This window comes from Delftia sp. WY8 (assembly GCF_018437695.1).
Lineage (GTDB): Bacteria > Pseudomonadota > Gammaproteobacteria > Burkholderiales > Burkholderiaceae_C > Comamonas > Comamonas tsuruhatensis.
The window spans coordinates 3,205,048-3,222,797 of record NZ_CP049795.1; the positions used below are offsets into that span (position 1 = coordinate 3,205,048).

General features: G+C 68.5%; 16 protein-coding genes. 13 read left to right on the forward strand and 3 right to left on the reverse strand.

The window, feature by feature from the left end:
* Nucleotides 1-134 precede the first annotated feature (134 nt).
* The 3 genes from G4D77_RS14785 to G4D77_RS14795 all read left to right on the forward strand — a co-directional run bounded on the left by G4D77_RS14785 (nucleotide 135) and on the right by G4D77_RS14795 (nucleotide 2,584).
* Nucleotides 135-1,328, forward strand: a complete 1,194-nt coding sequence (locus G4D77_RS14785; protein WP_034348266.1) for a phosphoglycerate kinase — start codon at nucleotides 135-137, stop codon at nucleotides 1,326-1,328.
* Between the two features lie 120 nt (nucleotides 1,329-1,448).
* Nucleotides 1,449-1,988, forward strand: coding sequence for a hypothetical protein (locus G4D77_RS14790; RefSeq protein WP_016449355.1), 540 nt, complete (start codon nucleotides 1,449-1,451; stop codon nucleotides 1,986-1,988).
* Nucleotides 1,985-2,584, forward strand: coding sequence for a FlgO family outer membrane protein (locus G4D77_RS14795; protein WP_017407706.1), 600 nt, complete (start codon nucleotides 1,985-1,987; stop codon nucleotides 2,582-2,584). The genes G4D77_RS14790 and G4D77_RS14795 overlap by 4 nt, the downstream gene beginning before the upstream one ends.
* Nucleotides 2,585-2,658: 74 nt before the next feature.
* Here G4D77_RS14795 and G4D77_RS14800 read toward each other — a convergent pair whose 3' ends face one another.
* On the reverse strand, nucleotides 2,659-3,540 hold the full coding sequence (locus tag G4D77_RS14800; protein ID WP_154836166.1) for a DMT family transporter: 882 nt from the start codon (nucleotides 3,538-3,540) through the stop codon (nucleotides 2,659-2,661).
* Nucleotides 3,541-3,628: 88 nt separating this feature from the next.
* On the opposite strand from G4D77_RS14800, the gene pyrF reads away from it, so the two are divergent.
* From pyrF to G4D77_RS14820, 4 genes are all read left to right on the forward strand, one after another.
* On the forward strand, nucleotides 3,629-4,456 hold the full coding sequence (gene pyrF, locus G4D77_RS14805; RefSeq protein ID WP_154836168.1) for an orotidine-5'-phosphate decarboxylase: 828 nt from the start codon (nucleotides 3,629-3,631) through the stop codon (nucleotides 4,454-4,456).
* Nucleotides 4,457-4,476: 20 nt separating this feature from the next.
* Nucleotides 4,477-5,382 (forward strand): LysR family transcriptional regulator, encoded by a 906-nt coding sequence (locus G4D77_RS14810; RefSeq protein ID WP_017407708.1) that lies wholly within the window; start codon nucleotides 4,477-4,479, stop codon nucleotides 5,380-5,382.
* A 155-nt stretch (nucleotides 5,383-5,537) separates the two neighbouring features.
* Nucleotides 5,538-6,521, forward strand: coding sequence for a Bug family tripartite tricarboxylate transporter substrate binding protein (locus G4D77_RS14815; RefSeq protein WP_016449351.1), 984 nt, complete (start codon nucleotides 5,538-5,540; stop codon nucleotides 6,519-6,521).
* 7 nt (nucleotides 6,522-6,528) lie between these two features.
* Nucleotides 6,529-7,506, forward strand: a complete 978-nt coding sequence (locus G4D77_RS14820; RefSeq protein ID WP_016454260.1) for a M14 family metallopeptidase — start codon at nucleotides 6,529-6,531, stop codon at nucleotides 7,504-7,506.
* A gap of 21 nt (nucleotides 7,507-7,527) precedes the next feature.
* On the opposite strand, the gene G4D77_RS14825 is transcribed toward G4D77_RS14820, so the two are convergent.
* Together G4D77_RS14825 and uvrA are read right to left on the reverse strand one after the other, a co-directional pair.
* Nucleotides 7,528-8,682 carry an NAD(P)/FAD-dependent oxidoreductase gene (locus tag G4D77_RS14825; protein ID WP_154836170.1) on the reverse strand — a complete coding sequence of 385 codons (1,155 nt, stop codon included), beginning with the start codon at nucleotides 8,680-8,682 and terminating at the stop codon, nucleotides 7,528-7,530.
* A gap of 8 nt (nucleotides 8,683-8,690) precedes the next feature.
* Entirely contained in the window at nucleotides 8,691-11,798 is a 3,108-nt protein-coding gene (gene uvrA / locus G4D77_RS14830) for an excinuclease ABC subunit UvrA (RefSeq protein ID WP_154836172.1), read from the reverse strand.
* A gap of 273 nt (nucleotides 11,799-12,071) precedes the next feature.
* Here uvrA and G4D77_RS14835 point away from each other — a divergent pair, with 273 nt between their 5' ends.
* The 6 genes from G4D77_RS14835 to G4D77_RS14860 all read left to right on the forward strand — a co-directional run bounded on the left by G4D77_RS14835 (nucleotide 12,072) and on the right by G4D77_RS14860 (nucleotide 17,738).
* Entirely contained in the window at nucleotides 12,072-13,247 is a 1,176-nt protein-coding gene (locus G4D77_RS14835; RefSeq protein WP_154836437.1) for an MFS transporter, read from the forward strand.
* A gap of 159 nt (nucleotides 13,248-13,406) precedes the next feature.
* Complete coding sequence (ssb, locus tag G4D77_RS14840; RefSeq protein ID WP_016449346.1) at nucleotides 13,407-13,973, forward strand: single-stranded DNA-binding protein; 567 nt, start codon at nucleotides 13,407-13,409, stop codon at nucleotides 13,971-13,973.
* Nucleotides 13,974-14,059: 86 nt separating this feature from the next.
* A complete protein-coding gene (locus tag G4D77_RS14845) occupies nucleotides 14,060-14,557 on the forward strand; it encodes a hypothetical protein (RefSeq protein WP_154836174.1) in 498 nt (165 codons plus the stop codon).
* 326 nt (nucleotides 14,558-14,883) lie between these two features.
* Nucleotides 14,884-16,338 carry a SulP family inorganic anion transporter gene (locus tag G4D77_RS14850; protein WP_227472475.1) on the forward strand — a complete coding sequence of 485 codons (1,455 nt, stop codon included), beginning with the start codon at nucleotides 14,884-14,886 and terminating at the stop codon, nucleotides 16,336-16,338.
* 396 nt (nucleotides 16,339-16,734) lie between these two features.
* The gene (locus G4D77_RS30865; protein WP_227468506.1) at nucleotides 16,735-17,043 is read left to right on the forward strand and encodes a hypothetical protein; all 309 of its coding nucleotides are present in this window, start codon (nucleotides 16,735-16,737) and stop codon (nucleotides 17,041-17,043) included.
* Nucleotides 17,044-17,045: 2 nt separating this feature from the next.
* On the forward strand, nucleotides 17,046-17,738 hold the full coding sequence (locus G4D77_RS14860) for a hypothetical protein (protein WP_016449342.1): 693 nt from the start codon (nucleotides 17,046-17,048) through the stop codon (nucleotides 17,736-17,738).
* The last annotated feature ends 12 nt before the right edge of the window (nucleotides 17,739-17,750 follow it).

Genomic DNA, 17,750 nt, shown 5'->3' on the forward strand with positions numbered 1-17,750 from the left:
GGCGGCTCCCGATGCCCCGGATCGCCGGTGCGCCCGCCCGCTGCCGGGGCGGGCACGCCGCCTACAATGGCCGCGCTTTACCTCTTTTTCGTTTCAAATCCATGGCGATCGCCACCGATCGCAACGCCGCCGTCATGAACATTCTCCGTTTCTCCGATCTGTGCGCCCAGGGCAAGGCCCAGGGCCAGCGCGTCTTCATCCGCGCCGACCTCAACGTGCCCCTGAACGATGCTGGCGAGATCACCGAGGACACGCGCGTGCGCGCCTCCGTGCCCGCCATCGAGATGGCACTGAAGGCCGGCGCCGCCGTGATGGTGACCAGCCACCTGGGCCGTCCCACCGAAGGCGAGTTCAAGCCCGCCGATTCGCTGGCGCCCGTGGCCCGCCGCCTGGGCGAGCTGCTGGGCCGCGAAGTGCCCCTGGTCGCCGACTGGGTGGACGGCGTGCAGGTGGCGCCCGGCCAGGTCGTGCTGCTGGAGAACTGCCGCGTGAACGTGGGCGAGAAGAAGAACAAGGAAGAACTGGCCCGCAAGCTGGCCGCGCTGTGCGACATCTTCGTGCACGACGCCTTCGGCACTGCCCACCGTGCCGAGGGAACCACCTACGGTATCGCCCAGTTCGCGCCCATTGCCTGCGCGGGACCGCTGCTGTCGGCCGAGATCGACGCCATCACCAAGGCCCTGGCCAACCCGCGCCGCCCGCTGGCCGCCATCGTGGCCGGCTCCAAGGTGTCAACCAAGCTGACCATCCTGCAGTCGCTGGCCAAGAACGTGGACCAGCTCATCGTGGGCGGCGGCATTGCCAACACCTTCATGCTGGCTGCGGGCCTGAAGATCGGCAAGAGCCTGGCCGAGGCCGACCTGGTCGGCGAGGCCCGCGCCGTGATCGACGCCATGGCCGCACGCGGCGCCGAGGTGCCGATTCCCACCGACGTGGTGGTCTCCAAGACCTTTGCGGCCGACGCGCCCGCCACCGTCAAGAAGGCCACCGAAGTGGCTGACGACGACATGATCCTGGACATCGGCCCCGAGACCGCCGCCCGCCTGGCCGAGCAACTGCGCAAGGCCGGCACCATCGTCTGGAACGGCCCCATGGGCGTGTTCGAGTTCGACCAGTTCGCCAACGGCACCAAGGTCGTGGCACAGGCGATTGCCGAGTCCGACGCCTTCAGCATCGCCGGTGGCGGCGATACCCTGGCCGCCATCGCCAAGTACGGCATCGAGGACCAGGTCGGCTACATCTCCACGGGCGGCGGCGCCTTCCTGGAGGTGCTGGAAGGCAAGACCCTGCCTGCCTTCGAGATCCTGCAAAAGCGCGCCAACGGCTGAGCACGGCAACATCCGGATACGGGGCACTTTCTTGTCAGTGCCTCGCGGCGAAGCCACAATTGACACTTTGCGCAGCTGCAGCAATCCGCCGCAGCGCGCCCCCGCACCGAGGAGAAATCCATGCGATCGTTCAAATCCGCCGGCGGCCTGGCCCTGGCGGGCCTCTGCCTGGCCCTGGCGGGCTGCGTCAATGCACCGATGACCAGCTACTTCGAAGCCACGGCCCAGCCCAAGATCGGCGCTGCCGGCCACTGGGACTCCGTGGCCAACGATGTCGTCGCCAAGACGCTGGAGACACTGCAAAAGACCGGCATCGAGCGCACCACGCCGGTCCACGTGGCCCTGCCGGCCGAGCCCAGCCCGTTCGACAAGGGTTTTCGTGAGCTGATCATCACCAAGCTCGTGCAAAGCGGCGTGACCGTCATGCTGCAGCCGGCCCAGGCCCAGCTGCAGGTGAGCTACGGCGCCCAGGTCGTGCGCCATGGCAAGCGCCTGCCCAACCCCGAACTCGTGCTGACGACGACGGTGGTGCGCAACAACCAGTACCTGGCGCGCAAGACCGACGTCTACTACCTCGAAAAGAGCGACGCCGTGCTGTTCACGGCCGAGGACGAGCGCCCCGAATTCCCCACCAAGAACCTGAAGGTGGTGGGCCAATGACGCTGCGCACGCCCCTCCTGCCGGCCGCGCTGGCTGCGGCAGCCCTGCTGTCCGCCTGCGCCGTGCCCGCCCCCGCGCCTTCGCCCGAGTTCTCGGCCGCACGCCGTGGCGAGCCCACCTACCAGTCGGCCGCAGCCAACCCCTTCATCGCCAGCAGCCGCGCTGCCGTGGACGAGCTGGTCAAGGGCCTGAACACCGAGGAACTGGGCGAGGCACCCGTGCTCGTGGCCACCGTGGTCAACGTCAACGACCTGACGCGCTCGGCCCCGCTGGGCCGCACGCTCAGCGAGCTGTACGCCTCCCAGCTGTCCGCCAAGGGCTACAACGTCAAGGAGCTGAAGCTGCGCGGCGATGTGTACGTCAAGGAAGGCACGGGCGAGCTGCTGCTGTCGCGCGAGATCAAGGACATCGCCCGCAACCACAATGCGGCCCTGGTCCTGGTGGGCACGTACTCGGCGGCTGCCAAGTACACCTATGTGAGCCTGAAGCTGGTTCGCACCGACGACAGCCGCATCGTGCGCAGCCACGACTACGCGCTGCCCAACAACATCGACATCCAGCGCCTGCTGGGCGCCCCGGCCACGGCGCAACGCTGAGGCCCTGCAGCCTGACTGCGCCCGCGTGCGCAGTCAGGCTGCGTCTTCTTCTCCCGACCTTCCCCTGCTTGCCCTCAGCGGCCACGCGCCGGCCACAGCACCGAGGCGATGGCCACCACCATCAGCGCCACGGCCGTCCAGTCCTGCCAGTGCAGCTCCTCGCCCAGCCACCAGGCGCCGCTGAACACGCCCAGCACGGGGATCATCATCACGCTCAGCGTGGACGCCACGGGCGGCAGGCTGCGCGCCAGGAAGAACCAGACCGTCTGGCCAAAGCCCAGCACCAGCACGCCGTTGAAGACGATGGCGCCCGTGGCCTGGGCATCGGGCCAGTGCCACAGGTGGCGCTCGAAGACGAAGGCCAGCACCGTGAGCGTCAGCGCGGTCAGCGCCACCATCCACAGCGTCATCGTCAGCAGGGGCACGGGCACCTCGGCGCGGCGCAGCTTCTGCGTGCCGAAGGCCCAGCTCAGCGCGGCGGCCAGCATCAGGCCCACGCCGATGGGGCGGCTGCCCAGGGCGCCGACCTCGTGCCACAGCAGCAGGAGCACGCCCGCCAAGGCCGCCGCCACACCCGCCCAGGCACGCGGCGCCAGCCGGTCATGGAAGAACAGGCTGCCCAGCACGGCCGAGAAGATGGGCATGGTGTAGCCCAGGATGGCCGCCCGCCCGCTGGACAGCATGGGGATGGCAATGATGATCAGGCTGTTCCACAGCACCATGTTGAACAGCGTCAGCTGCGCCAGCCGGGGCCAACAGGCGCGCGGCACGGCCAGCGGCAGGCGGCGCCAGACCACGAAGGCTGCCAGGATGGGCAGCCCCACCCACATCGAGGCCATGCGGAAACTCAGCGGCGGGAAATGCTGCACGCCCAGCTTCATCACCGGCCAGTTGATGCCCCAGATCAGGGTCAGCGCGATCAGCAAAAGGATTTGTCGGGCGGTGAAGGCAGGCATAGGCCGCCGATTGTGCCCATGGGCCGCCAAACCCGCTGGATGCCCGGCGACAGGCCCCGGGAAGGGCCGATCGCTAAAATCGCGCCCCATGACCTTTCTCGACATGCTGCGCAATGCCACTGCCCAGAACCAATCCATGCTGTGCGTGGGCCTGGACCCCGAACCCAGCCGCTTTCCTGCGGCCATGCGCGGCGATGCAAGCAAAATCTACGAATTCTGCGCCGCCATCGTCGAGGCCACGGCCGATCTGGTGAACTCCTTCAAGCCCCAGATCGCCTACTTCGCGGCCCACCGCGCCGAAGAGCAGCTGGAAAAGCTCATGGCCCACATGCGCGCCGTCGCGCCCCATGTGCCCATCATCCTGGACGCCAAGCGCGGCGACATCGGCTCCACCGCCGAGCAATACGCCAAGGAAGCCTTCGAGCGCTACGGCGCCGACGCCGTCACCCTGTCGCCCTTCATGGGCTTCGACTCCATCACGCCCTACCTGCAGTACGAGGGCAAGGGCGCCTTCCTGCTGTGCCGCACCTCCAACCCCGGCGGCGACGACCTGCAGGCGCAGCGCCTGGCCGACCTGCCGGGCCAGCCCCACCTGTTCGAGCATGTGGCGCGCCTGGCGCAAGGCCCCTGGAACACCAACGGCCAGCTCGGCCTGGTGGTGGGCGCCACGCGCCCGCAGGAGATCGAGCGCGTGCGTGAATTCGCGCCCTCGCTGCCGCTGCTGATTCCCGGCGTGGGTGCCCAGGGGGGCGATGCCGTGGCCACGGTCAAGGCGGCGCGCATCGGCGGCGGCCCCATCATCATCAATTCCTCGCGTGCGGTGCTCTATGCATCGCAGGGCGACGACTTCGCTGCCGCCGCGCGCACCGCCGCCCAGGCCACGCGCCAGACGCTGCAAGACGCAGCCGCTGCCTGAGACGGCAGGGAAGCCCGGCCATGCAAGGCAAATGGCTGGAAGACTTCCTGCTGCTGGCCCAGGAGCGCAGCTTCACGCGCGCGGCCGAGCTGCGCCATGTCACCCATCCGGCCTTCGGGCGGCGCATCCGCGCGCTGGAGGCCTGGGCCGGCACGCCCCTGGTCGAGCCCGGCGGCGGCCCCGTGCGGCTGACGCCGGCCGGCGAAGCCTTCCGCGATACGGCCGAGCAACTGGTGCGCACGCTGGCCCAGTCGCATGACGAACTGCAGGCCGTGGCCGGGCGCCAGGCCCGCGTGATCACCCTGGCCACGGGGCGCACGCTGGCGCGCACCATCGTGGCCGACTGGCTGACGCGCCACGGCAGCGTGCTGCAGACGGCCGAGCTGCGCGTGGTCACACGCACGCTGGACGAGACCGTGGCCATGCTGCAGCGCGGCGAAGTCAGCTTCACGCTGGTCTACCACCACGCCGCCATTGGCGTGCGCCTGGACGGTCGCCAGTTCAGCTACCTGACGGTGATGCAGGACAGGCTGGTGCCCGTGGCCCGCGCCGATGCCCGGGGCCGCCCGCTGTACGAGCTGTCGGCCAGCCACCAGCCCGTCGCTCCCGTGCCCTACCTGGCCTTCTCGCACAGCATGGCCCTGGGCCGGCTGGTGGAAGACCACCTGGCCCGGCATCCGCTGGCGCCGCGCCTGCGCCGCTGCGTGGACTGCGACTCGGCCGACGCCCACTACGAATACGTGCTGCGCGGCCTGGGCCTGGCCTGGATGCCGTGGTCCATGGTGCGCGGCGACTGCCAGGCCGGCCGCCTGGCCGTGGCCGGCGACCCGGGCCTGGAAGTGCACTTCGACGTGCGCCTGTACCGTCCCAAGCGCCACCTGGGCCCCGCGGCCGAGCAGTTCTGGAGCGACATCACGGGCGCCTGACGGGTGCATGCATGCGCCCTCCTGGTGCAAACCCGCACCGCGCTGTGGAACAAGCGGGTTTTGGTGCTGCAATGGCTCCGCCTCGTGCCGAATCAGCACCAAATGCCTGGGTAGTCCTTCGCACAATCAATCCCATACATTTCAGGAATAACCCCATGCCCAGCAACTCCCTCCTGCGCCGCACCGCCCTGGCCTGCGGCCTGCTGATCGCCGCCACCGGCAGCGCCTTCGCCGACGACGCCGCCAGCTACCCCAACCGCGCCATCACCATGATCGTGGGCTACCCCGCCGGCGGCAGCACCGACCTGGTGGGCCGCTTCGTGGCCGATGGCCTGGCCTCGCGCCTGGGCCAGCCCGTGGTGGTGGAAAACCTGGGCGGCGCAGGCGGCGCCATCGGCGCGCAAAAGGCCGTCAAGGCCACGCCCGACGGCTACACGCTGTTCGTGGGTGCCAACAACGAGCTGGCCATCGCCCGGCTGATCAACAAGAGCATCAAGTACTCCATCGGCGACTTCACGCCCATCGGCATGATCGGCTCCCAGCCCATGGTGCTGGTGGCCTCGCAGAAGGCCGGCGTGAAGACCGCCGCAGAGTTCAGCGCCCTGGTGGCCAAGAACCCGGGCAAGTTCAGCTACGGCAGCTCGGGCGTGGGCACGGCACTGCACCTGGCCGGCGAGATGGTCAAGGAGCAGGGCAAGCTGCACATGACCCACATCCCCTACCGGGGCGTGGCGCCCCTGACCACGGACCTGGTGGGCAACAACATCGAGTTCGGCATGTTCGTGCTGTCCTCGGGCCTGCCCCAGATCCGCGCGGGCAAGGTCATCGCCCTGGGCACGACGGAGGCCAAGCGCTCGGCCATCACGCCCGACATCCCGGCCCTGTCCGAGCTGCCCCAGTACAAGAACGTGGACATCAACGTCTGGTTCGCGCTGATGGCGCCCAAGGGCCTGCCCGCACCCGTGGCCGCCAAGGTCAAGAAGGCGCTGGACGAGACCATGGCCTCGCCCGAGTTCCGCAAGAAGATGGAAGAGTCGGGCTCGGTCGTGGCCGATCCCAAGACCGATGCCGGCAAGTACATCAACGCCGAGATCGCCAAGTACACAAAAATCGTCCAATTTGCCCACATCGAGAACTGAGCCAGCCATGGACGCTTTGCGATTTGACCTTCCCCTGCCCGACCTGAGCGCCTGGCGCGCGGGCAATACCGGTACCGAGGGCGTGTGGCAATTCGACTCGGGACGCCCGGGCCGCCACGTGATGATTTCCGCGCTGGTGCACGGCAACGAGATCTGCGGCGCCTGGGCCGTGTCCGGGCTGCTTCAGGCCCTGCACAACGGCCTGGCGCTGGACAACGGCCGCCTGACCCTGGTGCTGGCCAACCTCGATGCCTTCGACCGCTTCGACGCGGCCAGCCACGATGCCTCGCGCTTCGTGGACGAGGACATGAACCGCCAGTGGATAGACGCACGCATCGACGAGGGCAGCACCCGCGAACGCCGCCGAGCCGCCGCGCTGCGCCCCTTCGTGCAGCAGGCCGACTGGCTGCTGGACCTGCATTCCATGCACGAACCCTCGGCCCCGCTGCTGCTGACCGGCATGCAGCCGCGCAACCGCGATCTGGCACGCCAGATGGGCGCGCCGGCGAACATCGTCGTGGATGCCGGCCACAAGGACGGCACGCGGCTGCGCGACTACGGGCGCTTCGGCCTGCCCGACGCCGAGGCCGGCGACTCGCGCTCGCTCCTGATCGAATGCGGCTTCCACGGCGATCTGGCCAGCCGCGACGTGGCGCACGACCAGTGCCTGCGTTTCCTCGAAGTGGCCGCCATCTTCGACAACGGCGCGCTGCACGCCGCCCTGCCCGGCTGGAAGCAGGCCGACGCACCGGCCCAGTGGGCGCTGGAAGTCACGGCGCCCGTGGTGGCCAAGAGCAGCGGCTTTCGCTTCACGGCGCCGTTCACGGGACTGGAGCGCTTCGAGAAGGCCGGCACGGTGATCGGCGACAACGATGGCGAGCCGGTGATCACGCCCTATGGCGACTGCGTGCTGGTCATGCCCTCGGTGCGCCAGGCGCGCGCGGGCGTGACCGTGGTGCGCTTTGCGCGGCGCTCGCCGCTCTGAGCGGCACGCTTCAACCGAACCTCAGCCGCGCTGGCAGCGCGCAGGCGACAGCCGTTCAGGCTGCACGCCCTGCGCGGCCAGGCGCGCATCCAGCGGCTCGCCGCGCAGCAGGTTGCGCGCCAGCAGGCTGTAGCCGAAGGCGCTCTGTATGCCGTAGCCGCCCTGGGCGGCCACCCAGAAAAAGCCCGGCAGCGGCACGGGCGAGGCATCCCAGCCAATGGCCATCTCGCCGTCGGCCACGAAGCTGCGCAGACCGGCCCAGGTGTGGGAGGGGCGGCGGATCTGCAGCGTGGTCACTTCCTCGATGCGCCAGATGCCCGTGGCCACGTCCAGTTCCTCGGGCGCCACGTCCTGCGGCGCCACGGGGTCGGCGTTGGCGGGCGAGCCCAGCAGCTGGCCTGCATCGGGCTTGAAGTAAAAGCCCTCGTCGGCGCTGATCACGGCGGGCCAGTGCGCGGCGTCCATGCCTTCGGGCACGGCAAAGGTGAAGGCACTGCGCCGCTTGGGCACCAGGCCGATGGGCGCTGCGCCCGCCAGTGCGCCCAGCGCATCGGCCCAGGCGCCGGCCGCGTTGACCACGCAGCGCGCGCGCACCTGGCTGCCGTCGGTCAGGTCCACGGTCCAGACACCGCCGTCCTGCGCCAGCGCGCGGACCTCGGCGCTGCAGCGCAGCTCGCCGCCGCACTGGCGCAGGCCGCGCAGGAAGCCCTGGTGCAGGCCATGCACGTCGATGTCGCGCGCGCCGTCGTCCGCAAAGCCATCGACCAGCAGCGCGGTATTCAGGCAGGGCACCAGGGCCTTGAGTTCATCGGGGCCCAGGCGCCGCGCCTGGGGCGAGTGCAGGAGCGCCTCGGCATGGGCGGCATCGAGCAGGTCCTTCTGCGCGGCCGTGCCCACATAGAGCACGCCGCGCGGCGCCAGGATGGGCGCCTGCACAAAGCCCTGCGGCGGCTGCTCGTAGAAGGCGCGGCTGGCGCGCGTCAGCGCCTGGACCTGCAGCGGGCCATAGTGCTCCTCATACAGCGCGGCCGAGCGGCCCGTGCTGTGGTAGCCGGGCTGGGATTCGCGCTCCAGCACCAGCACCGAGGCGCCGCCATCGCGCGCCAGCTGCCAGGCCACCGAGGCACCGGCCATGCCCGCGCCCACCACCACGAAATCAAGGATGCTGCTGTCCATGACCGGCCTCACTGTGCTTTCCGGCGACCAGCCTTGGCCGCTGCAGGAGCCGACACCGACGCTGCCTCCAGATAGGGCCGCAGGTAGCGCCCCGTATGGCTGGCCGGGTTGGCCGCCACGTCCTCGGGCGTGCCCGTGGCCACCACCTGGCCGCCGCCCGAGCCGCCTTCGGGGCCCATGTCGATGATCCAGTCGGCCGTCTTGATCACGTCCAGGTTGTGTTCGATGACCACGATGGTGTTGCCCGCATCGCGCAGCTGCTGCAGCACCTTGAGCAGCAGGGCGATGTCGGCGAAGTGCAGGCCCGTCGTGGGCTCGTCCAGGATGTAGAGCGTACGACCCGTGTCGCGCTTGGACAGCTCCTGGGCCAGCTTGACGCGCTGCGCCTCGCCGCCCGACAGCGTGGTCGCGCTCTGGCCCAGCCGGATATAGGACAGGCCCACGTCCAGCAGGGTCTGCAGCTTGCGGGCGATGGTGGGCACGTCCTTGAAGAAGGCATGGGCGTCCTCCACCGTCATCTCCAGGATCTGGGAGATGTTGCGGCCCTTCCACTGCACCTCCAGCGTCTCGCGGTTGTAGCGCTGGCCGTTGCAGATGTCGCAGGGCACGTAGACATCGGGCAGGAAGTGCATCTCCACCTTGACCACGCCGTCGCCCTGGCAGGCCTCGCAGCGGCCGCCGGCCACGTTGAAGGAGAAGCGCCCGGGGCCGTAGCCGCGCTCCTTGGCGGTGTTGGTCTCGGCCATCAGGTCGCGGATGGGCGTGAACAGGCCCGTGTAGGTGGCCGGGTTGCTGCGCGGCGTGCGGCCTATGGGCGACTGGTCCACATTGATGACCTTGTCGAAATAGCCCATGCCGATGATGTCGTCGTGCGGCGCGGCCTCGCCGCCGGCACGGTGGATCTGGCGCGCGGCCTCGGTATAGAGCGTGTCGTTGACCAGGGTGCTCTTGCCCGAGCCCGAGACGCCGGTCACGCAGGTCAGCAGGCCCACGGGAAAGTCCGCCGTCACGCCCTTGAGGTTGTGGCCGCGTGCGCCCACCACGCGCAGGGCCTGCAGTTGCGGCGCAGCCGCACCGGCCTCGGCCGGATGCTGGCCCGCGCGTGCGGGGAAGCCCTTGGCAGGAGACCGGACCTCGCCCTCGGCCGGCGCCTCGACCACGGGCTGCCAGGGCGTGCGCCGCGCAGGCACTTCGATGCGCTGGGTGCCCGCCAGGTAGCGGCCCGTGGGCGAATCGGGGTTGGCGCGCACCTCTTCGTAGCTGCCCTGGGCCATGACGCGGCCGCCATGCACGCCCGCGCCCGGCCCCAGGTCGATGATCTGGTCGGCCGCGCGCATCATGTCCTCGTCGTGCTCGACCACGATGACGCTGTTGCCGATGTCGCGCAGGTGCTGCAGCGTGCCGATGAGCTTGTCGTTGTCGCGCTGGTGCAGTCCGATGCTGGGCTCGTCCAGCACATACATCACGCCCGTCAGGCCGCTGCCGATCTGGCTGGCCAGGCGGATGCGCTGGGCCTCGCCGCCGGACAGCGTGTCGGCCCCGCGCTCCAGGCTCAGGTAGCTCAGGCCCACGTCGTTGAGGAACAGCAGGCGCGAGGCGATCTCGCGCACCACCTTGCCCGCGATCTCCGCCTTGGCGCCCGACAGCTGCAGGGACGCGCACCAGGCATGGGCCTCGGCCAGCGTGGCGTGGCCCACCTCGTAGATGGCGCGGGCCTGCTTGCCCTCGCCGATGCGCACGAAGCGCGCCTCGCGGCGCAGCCGCGTGCCGCCGCAGTCGGGGCAGACGGCGACGCTGCGCAGCCGCGCCAGGTCGTCGCGCACCACGCTGGACTCGGTCTCGCGCCAGCGCCGCGTGATGTTGGGGATGATGCCCTCGAAGGGATGGCTCTTGACCAGGGTCTCGCCCTTGCGCGCGCCGCTGTCGAAGACATAGGTGAAGGGCATTTCCTCCTCGCCCGAGCCCCACAGCATCACGTTGCGCACCTTCTCGGGCAGCTCCTCGAAGGGCAGCTCCACATCGGCGCCATAGTGGCGCGCCACGCTCTCCAGCATGGAGAAGTAGTAGCCGTTGCGCCGGTCCCAGCCCTTGACGGCGCCGCTGGCCAGGCTCAGCGTGGGAAAGGCCACCACGCGCTCGGGATCGAAGGACTCCGTGCAGCCCAGGCCGTCGCAGCCCGGGCAGGCGCCCATGGGCGAGTTGAACGAGAACAGGCGCGGCTCCAGCTCGGGCAGCGAATAGCTGCACAGCGGGCAGGCGAACTTGGCGCTGAAGAGGTGCTCCTTGCCGCTGTCCATCTCCAGGGCGATCACGCGGCCGCCGGCGTCGGCGCCGCCCGCGCGCAGAGCGGCCTCGAAGCTCTCGGCCAGGCGCTGCTGGGCGTCGGCACGCACCTTGAGGCGGTCGATCACCACGTCGATGTCGTGGCGCTCGTTCTTCTCCAGCGCGGGCAGGGAATGGGACTCGTGGATCTTGCCGTCGATGCGAAAGCGCACATAGCCCTGGGCCTGCATCTGCGCGAACAGCTCGGCGAACTCGCCCTTCTTGTTGCGCGCCAGCGGCCCCAGCACCATGAGGCGCGTGTCCTCGGGCAGGGCCAGGGCCGCATCCACCATCTGGCTGATGGTCTGGGACTGCAGCGGCAGGTTGTGGTCGGGGCAGTAGGGCGTGCCGGCGCGTGCGAACAGCAGGCGCAGGTAGTCGTTGATCTCGGTCACCGTGCCCACGGTGGAGCGCGGGTTGTGGCTGGTGGCCTTCTGCTCGATGCTGATGGCGGGCGACAGGCCCTCGATCAGGTCCACATCGGGCTTGTCCAGCCGCCCCAGGAACTGGCGCGCATAGGCCGACAGGCTCTCCACATAGCGGCGCTGGCCCTCGGCGTACAGGGTGTCGAAGGCCAGGCTGGACTTGCCCGAGCCCGACAGCCCGGTGATCACCACCAGCCGGTTGCGCGGAATGTCCAGGTCGATGTTCTTGAGGTTGTGCGTGCGCGCACCGCGGATGGCGATGCGTGACTGCGCCAGCGCCTGGCCGAGGTAGCGGCCGTCGGGCTGGGAGCGGGAGTCGGCGGCCCGGTCCAGGCCGCCGTCTTCGGAAATCGTGTGGGAACCAGGCATCGGGAAAACCCCTGCGAAGGCGAACCCGCCATGATAGGTCAGAACCCGTGCCACCGCATGGCGGCTCGGTCTGCGGGGCGGCTGGGCCTTCTGCGGCGCCCCTTCACAAAACTGTCTTGCACTGCCTTGCATAACCCAGCCACCCCGCAGCGCCGGCCTATGGGCGAGAATGGCGGATTGCTTGCCCCCACAACAGTGCACCCCGTGCTCGATTCCCCCACACCCGTCCACGGCGCCCAGGCGCCAGCCCCCTCCTCGGCCGCATCGGGCCGCATGACCTCGCAGGAACGCCGTTCCAGCGCCAGCCTGGCGCTGATCTTTGCGCTGCGCATGCTGGGCCTGTTCCTGGTGCTGCCGGTGTTCGCGCTGGAGGCGCGCAAATACCCGGGCGGGGATGATCCGGCCATGATCGGCCTGGCCATGGGCCTGTACGGGCTCACCCAGGCCGTGTTCCAGCTGCCCCTGGGCCTGGCTTCGGACCGCTTCGGGCGCAAGCGCGTCATCGTCGCCGGGCTGCTGGTCTTTGCGGCGGGCAGCCTGCTGGCGGCCACGGCCGACTCGCTGCTGGGCCTGATGTGGGGCCGCGGCCTGCAGGGCGCGGGCGCCGTCTCGGCCGCCGTGACCGCGCTGCTGGCCGACCTCACGCGCGACAGCGTGCGCACCAAGGCCATGGCCATGGTGGGCGGCAGCATCGGCCTCATGTTCGCGCTGGCCCTGGTGCTCAGTCCCCTGCTGGCGGCCTGGGGCGGGCTGCCCGGCATCTTCGGCCTGACCTGCGCCCTGGCGCTGGCGGGCATTGCCGTCGTGCTCTGGGTCGTCCCGCCCGAGCCCGCGCGCCACGCCGACCAGCCGCGCGGCCGCATGGCCGAGCTGTGGCGCCATGGCGACCTGGTGCGCCTGAACCTGGGCGTCTTCGTGCTGCACACCGTGCAGATGTCCATGTGGGTGGCCGTGCCCGCCATGCTGGTGCAGGCAGGCCTGGACAAGCAGGCGCACTGGCATGTCTACCTGCCGGCCGTGGTGCTGTCCTTCGCCGCCATGGGCGGCCTGTTCGCCATGGAGCGGCGCGGGCGCCTGCGCGCGGCCCTGCTGGGCGCCATCGCCCTGATCACCCTCGTGCAGATCGGCCTGGGCCTGCTGGCGGCCGGCGGCACGCAGCCGCCGCTGTGGGCCATGGCCGTGCTGATGTTTGTGTTCTTCTGCGGCTTCAACGCGCTGGAGGCCACCCAGCCCAGCCTGGTCTCGCGCATGGCGCCGGCTCCGCTGCGCGGCGCGGCGCTGGGCGCCTACAACACGCTGCAATCGCTGGGCCTGTTCGCAGGCGGCGCGCTGGGCGGCGCCGTCGCCAAATGGGCCGGCATGCCGGGCCTGTTCACCCTGACGAGCGTCCTGGCCGTGCTGTGGCTGGTCGTCACCTGGCCGCTGCGCCCCGTGGGCCGCCACAGCTGAACGGCAGTTTTCCGACGGTTACAAACTGCTGCAGCCAGCCGCTGCACCGGCATATCCGCCCCCTGCCAACGGCGGACGGCTTGCGGCACAATGGCGCGTCTGGCCCGGGATCCATCCTTCTATGCCCGGGCCACTTCTCTCTGTAAAGGTATTTCACTCATGGCATCCGTCAACAAGGTCATCATCGTCGGCAACCTCGGGCGCGACCCCGAAATGCGCACCTTCCCGAGTGGCGACCAGGTGGCCAACGTGACCATCGCCACCACCGACCGCTGGCGCGACAAGAACACGGGCGAGAACAAGGAAGCCACCGAGTGGCACCGCGTGGTCTTCAACGGCCGCCTGGCCGAAATCGTGGGCCAGTACCTGCGCAAGGGCAGCCAGGTCTATGTCGAAGGCAGCCTGCGCACGCGCAAGTGGACCGACCAGGCCTCCGGCCAGGAACGCTACGCCACCGAAATCCGCGCCGACACCATGCAGATGCTGGGCAGCCGCCAAGGCGGCGGCGGTGGCCAGCAAGGCGGCGGCTATGGCGATGAAGGCTATGGCGACAGCGGCTACGACGCCCCTCCCCAGCAGCAACAGCGCCGCCCGGCCCCTGCCCCCATGGCAGCGCCCGCACCGCGCCAGGCCCCTGCCCAGCGCCCCGCTCCCGCACCCATGGCACCCCCGCCGCAGCGCGCGGCCTCGGGCTTTGACGACATGGATGACGACATTCCGTTCTGATTCGGACCATCAAGGTTCTTGAGCATCCAGACCCGCTTTCCCCGGAAAGCGGGTTTTGTTTTTCCAGGCGCCCGACGACAAATCCCATGCTCCTGCCGCGTGCCAGAACCCTGTTGTGGAGTCTTGTCCTGTGCCTGCCGCTGGCCGTGTTCGGCTGGCTGGCTGCAACCCTATGCCTGATCTCGCAGGAGGACTACACGCCCGAGCCCGGCAGCTTCACCTACTACATCGGCATCTCGTCCCTGGTGCGCCATGCGCCGCTGGTGGGCGCGCTGGGCAAGGCGGAGTACTTCGGCACCGTGGGCGACGGCAACAAGCCGCCACACGGCCTGGTGTCCTATGACGTGGAGTTCGCAAGCATTGGCCCCGCCACGCACGCCTTCGATGCCTACCTGCTCGGCAAAGGCTATTCCCGGAGTGCGGACGACGAAACGCCCGGCCCCTCCTACGGCATGGGGCGGCGCGTTCGCCATGCCAGGTACACGGCGTCTTCGGGCCAAGTCGTCTACGTGGAAGTGGTGCAGGCCTCATCGGCCGAGCAAGGCCCTGTGCGCTACCGCGCCACCATGGCGCACTACGACTGATTGCGGCCAGGGGTCCATCCCGCGGCAGGCAGCACCCCCTCGTACAATCGCGCCCGTGATTTCAATCCACCGGCACCGTCAACCCGAGGCTCGCCAAGCGCGCAGCCGCGATGCCGCACGCCTTCACAGCTTCACGCTGGCCCGCATCGCGCGCGGCTCGCAGAGCCGGCGCTCGGGCTGCACCCGCCTGGCGCCGCCGTAGCACGGCCGAACCGTACAAGCCGCCAGGTTGTTTCGGGCATCGCCCGACGCCCGGCATGTTCATTCCCGTCTACAAAATCCTGCCCCGCCCTGTCACATCCAGCGCGGCGGGGCTGGCCATTTCCATGTCGAAACACCCCCATCCCTTTCGCGCCGAGTGGGCGCCCAGCATTCCGCGCGAGCTCATGGCCGGCGCCGTGGCCACCTTTGCGCTGATCCCCGAGGTCATCGCCTTTTCCTTCGTGGCTGGCGTCGATCCCGCCGTCGGGCTGTTCGCCTCCTTCATCATCAGCATCGTCATCGCCTTCACGGGCGCGCGCCCGGCCATGGTGTCGGCGGCTGCGGGCTCGGTCGCCCTGGTGGCCGCTCCGCTGGTGCATGCCCATGGCGTGCAGTATCTTTTTGCGGCCGGCATTCTTGCGGGGGCCGTGCAGATCCTGTTCGGCCTGCTGCGCCTGGGCGTGCTGATGCGCTATGTGTCGGGCTCGGTGCGCACGGGCTTCGTCAATGCGCTGGCCATCCTGATCTTCTCGGCCCAGATGCCGCACCTGATCGGCGCCAATGCCGCCACCTGGGCCATGGTGGGCGCCGGCCTGCTGATCATCTACGGCCTGCCCCGGCTGACCACGGCCGTGCCCTCGCCCCTGGTCTGCATCGTGGTGCTGACGGTGGCGGCGAATTGGCTGGACCTGCCCTTGAAGACGGTCGCCGACCTGGGCCTGCTGCCGGACGGCCTGCCCAGCTTCGGGCTGCCGCAGGTGCCTTGGTCGCTGGAGACGCTGCGCCTGATCGCCCTGCCCGCGCTGGCGATCGCCATGGTGGGATTGCTGGAGTCCATGATGACGGCCAGCGTGGTCGATGAACTCACGGACACGCCCAGCTCCAAGAACCGCGAGTGCAGCGGCATCGGCGTGGCCAACATCGCGGCCAGCCTGTTCGGCGGCATTGCCGGCTGCGCCATGATCGGCCAGACCGTGGGCAATGTGCGCTACGGCGGCCGGGGCCGGCTGTCCACGCTGTTCGCGGGCGCCTTCCTGCTCATCCTGATGGTGCTGCTCAAGCCCTGGGTGTCGCAGGTGCCGGTGGCGGCGCTGGTGGCCATCATGGTGATGGTGTCGGCCTCCACGCTGGACTGGGGATCGGCCCGCGCCCTGCTCAGGCACCCCAAGCTGTCCAGCGCCGTGATGCTGGCCACCGTGGTGGTCACCGTGGCCACGGACAACCTGGCCGCCGGCGTGGGCGTCGGCGTGCTGCTCAGCGGGGTGTTCTTCACCTTCAAGGTCTCAAGGCTGCTGTCCGTCGAGAAGACGCAGGACGGCGCAGGCCTGACCTACCGCGTCTCGGGCCAGGTCTTCTTTGCCTCGGCCGATCAGTTGGTCGATGCCTTCGACGTGCGGGACATCGAAGGCCGGCCCGTGCGCATCGAACTGACCAACGCCCATTTCTGGGACATCACGGCCGTCAATGCGCTGGATAAGGTCTGCCAGCGCCTGCGCAAGCACGGCAGCACGGTCGAGGTGACGGGCCTGAACGAACACGGCCGGGCACTGGTGTCGCGGCTGGATATCGGCATCGAGTAGGAAACCTGCCCCGGGCATGGTTTCCCTGCGCTGGCAGACCGCTTGCTTTCCTGGGGCAGACGCGGTCTGCTCTTTCGCAAAGAGAAATCCGTCAAATATCGAATGGGTCATTCAGAAAATTCTCTATTTCAAAGAGTTACTCTTTTGAAATAAAGATTTCAGCCCGCTCATTTAGGATCTGGACCGCTGTCACCTCCCCGAACCCGTTCCATCTCTTCCATGCGACTCAGATCCGTTATCTTGGGCCTTGTCCTCCTGGTCTTTGCCGCATCCGCATCCTGGTTGGCCGTGTATGGGTTTCTCATCTCCCAGGAGGACTACTCGCCTGAGCGGGGATCGCTCAGATATTACGTAGGCATCTCTTCCCTGATACGCAATGCGCCAGCGACAGGGACGATGGCGCAGCCCACCTACTTCGGCTCCGTCGGTGATGGCAACAAGCCCCCGCAGTCCGAGATGACCTTCGAGACCAGCGCCAAGGACATCACCGAGGCCACTGCGGCCCTCACCAGCTACCTGCGCCAGAAGGATTTCCACCAGAGATCCATCGAAGCCGAAAATGCCGCCGCATCGTTTGTCCCCGAGGGAGAGCGCCTTGTCCAATACGCGCAATACGCGTCATCGGCCGGCGAAGTTGCCGTACTGGCGGTCACCCAGGCAATCGCAACAGGCCTGTGCAAGGTCACGCTCACCCATTACGACTGAACATGTCCAGCAGATCCCACATACCCCGAAGACTCATCTATACCTGCAACTGCGGATGGATTGACCTGGGCCACCTCCAATCGGTCGAGAGCCACCGCAATCGCTACGCCAGCGCGGCCTATCTCTGGAAAGACATACTGCATGAGCGCGGCATCGGGATTCCCGGTCACTCCGACAGCCATCTGATTCAATACAAGCAATCCATGGGGCGCTTTGGCCTGACCCAGGAATTTGCCAAGTTCTATCTCGTCAAGAAAGGCCTGTCTCTTTCAGCGAAGCGCTCCGTGGCCCTGGCCATATTCATGGAGGTTTCCATGGGCTTCGAGAGCCTGCAGGCATCCATGTCGCTCCTCACAGACAGTGGATTCAGCCAGGAAGACCTGGTTTCCAACCTGATTGGCTTCTACATGGTCGTGCACGGGGCACTGGACTGGAAGAATCTGTGCAAGCCGGTTTCCACCGAGGCATCGCTGGCCGTCTGGGATGCCAACGGTCCCGTGGGAAGCCATAAAAACAAAGTCTTCCAGCCGCAGTTCCACGCCTGCGAGGAATGCAAGAGCAAGCACCATGTGCAGCTGCCGCGCTTTCCTTCCGCGTTTCAGTCCATACAGCCCGCATCCAAGGGTCTGCATTTCATCGAAGCATCTGATGGGCTGCCAGTGCCAAAGCACATGCTTTCGACACTGTTTCCCTGAGTCTTCCTGCCC

What these genes read in the sequence shown, in the direction of transcription:
- G4D77_RS14785 (WP_034348266.1), top strand. Translation starts at nt 135, where the DNA reads ATGAACATTCTCCGTTTCTCCGATCTGTGCGCCCAGGGCAAGGCCCAG.
- G4D77_RS14790 (WP_016449355.1), top strand. Translation starts at nt 1,449, where the DNA reads ATGCGATCGTTCAAATCCGCCGGCGGCCTGGCCCTGGCGGGCCTCTGC.
- G4D77_RS14795 (WP_017407706.1), top strand. Translation starts at nt 1,985, where the DNA reads ATGACGCTGCGCACGCCCCTCCTGCCGGCCGCGCTGGCTGCGGCAGCC.
- G4D77_RS14800 (WP_154836166.1), bottom strand. Translation starts at nt 3,540, where the DNA reads ATGCCTGCCTTCACCGCCCGACAAATCCTTTTGCTGATCGCGCTGACC.
- pyrF (WP_154836168.1), top strand. Translation starts at nt 3,629, where the DNA reads ATGACCTTTCTCGACATGCTGCGCAATGCCACTGCCCAGAACCAATCC.
- G4D77_RS14810 (WP_017407708.1), top strand. Translation starts at nt 4,477, where the DNA reads ATGCAAGGCAAATGGCTGGAAGACTTCCTGCTGCTGGCCCAGGAGCGC.
- G4D77_RS14815 (WP_016449351.1), top strand. Translation starts at nt 5,538, where the DNA reads ATGCCCAGCAACTCCCTCCTGCGCCGCACCGCCCTGGCCTGCGGCCTG.
- G4D77_RS14820 (WP_016454260.1), top strand. Translation starts at nt 6,529, where the DNA reads ATGGACGCTTTGCGATTTGACCTTCCCCTGCCCGACCTGAGCGCCTGG.
- G4D77_RS14825 (WP_154836170.1), bottom strand. Translation starts at nt 8,682, where the DNA reads ATGGACAGCAGCATCCTTGATTTCGTGGTGGTGGGCGCGGGCATGGCC.
- uvrA (WP_154836172.1), bottom strand. Translation starts at nt 11,798, where the DNA reads ATGCCTGGTTCCCACACGATTTCCGAAGACGGCGGCCTGGACCGGGCC.
- G4D77_RS14835 (WP_154836437.1), top strand. Translation starts at nt 12,072, where the DNA reads ATGACCTCGCAGGAACGCCGTTCCAGCGCCAGCCTGGCGCTGATCTTT.
- ssb (WP_016449346.1), top strand. Translation starts at nt 13,407, where the DNA reads ATGGCATCCGTCAACAAGGTCATCATCGTCGGCAACCTCGGGCGCGAC.
- G4D77_RS14845 (WP_154836174.1), top strand. Translation starts at nt 14,060, where the DNA reads ATGCTCCTGCCGCGTGCCAGAACCCTGTTGTGGAGTCTTGTCCTGTGC.
- G4D77_RS14850 (WP_227472475.1), top strand. Translation starts at nt 14,884, where the DNA reads ATGTCGAAACACCCCCATCCCTTTCGCGCCGAGTGGGCGCCCAGCATT.
- G4D77_RS30865 (WP_227468506.1), top strand. Translation starts at nt 16,735, where the DNA reads ATGGCGCAGCCCACCTACTTCGGCTCCGTCGGTGATGGCAACAAGCCC.
- G4D77_RS14860 (WP_016449342.1), top strand. Translation starts at nt 17,046, where the DNA reads ATGTCCAGCAGATCCCACATACCCCGAAGACTCATCTATACCTGCAAC.